The 1,624-nt window shown below is 61.8% G+C and carries 1 protein-coding gene and 1 pseudogene; one reads left to right on the top strand and one right to left on the bottom strand.

The window, feature by feature from the left end; genetic code table 11:
• Positions 1-1,415: pseudogene (locus tag FJ980_RS30870) on the bottom strand (autotransporter outer membrane beta-barrel domain-containing protein); the annotation flags it as partial.
• Between FJ980_RS30870 and FJ980_RS35125 the strand changes: the two are divergent.
• A partial coding sequence (locus FJ980_RS35125) for a hypothetical protein (RefSeq protein WP_210243777.1) occupies positions 1,375-1,624 on the top strand: 250 nt, incomplete at its 3' end. The pseudogene FJ980_RS30870 and the gene FJ980_RS35125 sit on opposite strands and share 41 nt — an antisense overlap.

Below are 1,624 nucleotides of genomic sequence, written 5' to 3'. Positions count from 1 at the left end.
CTGTTGGTCCAGGTCGAGCCGGCGTTTTCGACGAACACAGTGCCGGTCGAATCTGCTTTCGCGCCAATGACCGCCGAGCTGTTCTTGACGACCCCGCCGTGGGAGATCGCCAGTGTTCCGGTACCGAAATCGCCCACAGCCAGGTTGGAGCTGTTGGTCCAGGTCGAGCCGGCGCCGTCGACGAACACGAAACCGGTCGAACCTGCTTTCGCGCCGATATTCCCCGAGGCGTTGCTGACCACGCCGCCGCTCCCAACCAAGAGCGTGCCGCTGCCGCTATCGCCGACGAATAGATCGGAGCTGTTGGTCCAGGTCGAGCCGGAACCGGTGACCGTCGCGAAGCCGATAGAGTCCGTCAGCGCGCCGATCGTGCCGATGGCGCTGCTGACCGCGCCGCCGCCCAAGATTGTGAGCGCACCCTGGCCTTGGTCGCCGATGAACAGGTTGGAAGTGTTTGTCCAGGACGATCCGTTACCGTCGACCGCCACCGTGCCAGTGGAGCCCGCGGCATAGCCCGCATATCCCACCGAACTGGTGACTTTGCCGCCATTTGTTATCGTCAGCGTGCCGAAACCCCCGTTGCCGACCGCGAGCGCGGCGTTGGCCCAGGTGGAGCCAACGCCATCGACGGTTGCCGTGCCACTGGAACCCGCCAGGTTACCCAAAATGCCGCTCAGGTTGCTGACTTTGCCGCCGTTCGAAACCGTCAGCGTACCGGTGCCCTGATCGCCGATGAACAGGTGGGAAGCGTTGGTCCAGGTCGAGCCCGTGCCGTCGACGATGACCGTACCCGTGGAGTTTGAATTCTTGGCAATTGTGCCTACGCTGTCGGTCACCTTGCCGCCGGCGGAAACGATCATCGCGCCCGTGCCAGTCTGTCCAACCGTCAGGTTCCCGCTGTTTGTCCATGTCGACCCCGTGCCGGAGACATTGACCGTGCCGTGAGAGCCGGCATTCGCGGCGACAACGCCGGTCACATCCGTCGCCGTTGCTCCGCTGAAGATGTCCAGAAATCCGGTGCCCTGATCGCCGACAGTTACCTGGGAAGCATTCGTCCAGGCCGAGCCTAGCCCCGTCACCAAAACGGTGCCGGAGGCCGAGAAACTCCCGCCAATATTGGCAAGATCATCCGACAACAGGCCGCCATTTGAAACCGTCACCGATCCGGTGCCGCCGAAACCGACATAGAGATTGCCCGCGCTGTTCCATTGCGACCCGGTGCCGTCGACCGTGGCCGTTCCAACGGAGCCGGAATTATAACCGACAAAACTACTGCCATCATTCATAACACCGCCGCTGGCAACGTTCAGCGTGCCGGTGCCGCCATATCCAAGGGCGAAACTAGCGAAAGTACTCCACGAGGAGCCGACGCCGGTGATCGTTGCCGATGCATTGGCGGTTGCCGAATATGCCAATGTACCGTCTTGGCTGGTCAGAGTGCCGGCATTCGAAATGGTCAGATCACCGGACGAGGAAGAGCCATTTGATATGGTCACACCGCCGGCAAAAGCATTTGCGCCGTTGATGACAGTCGGGTTGACGGCGCTTGTGTTGATAGTGACATTATCGGCCGCTGTCGGCACCGACGCTGGGGTCCAGTTTCCGGCCGTGAACCAGTTCGTGG

The sequence above is a fragment of the Mesorhizobium sp. B1-1-5 genome, assembly GCF_006443065.1.
GTDB lineage: Bacteria > Pseudomonadota > Alphaproteobacteria > Rhizobiales > Rhizobiaceae > Mesorhizobium.
The sequence above is the reverse complement of the archived record's forward strand: the minus strand, read 5'-3'. Positions and strand labels throughout refer to the sequence as shown.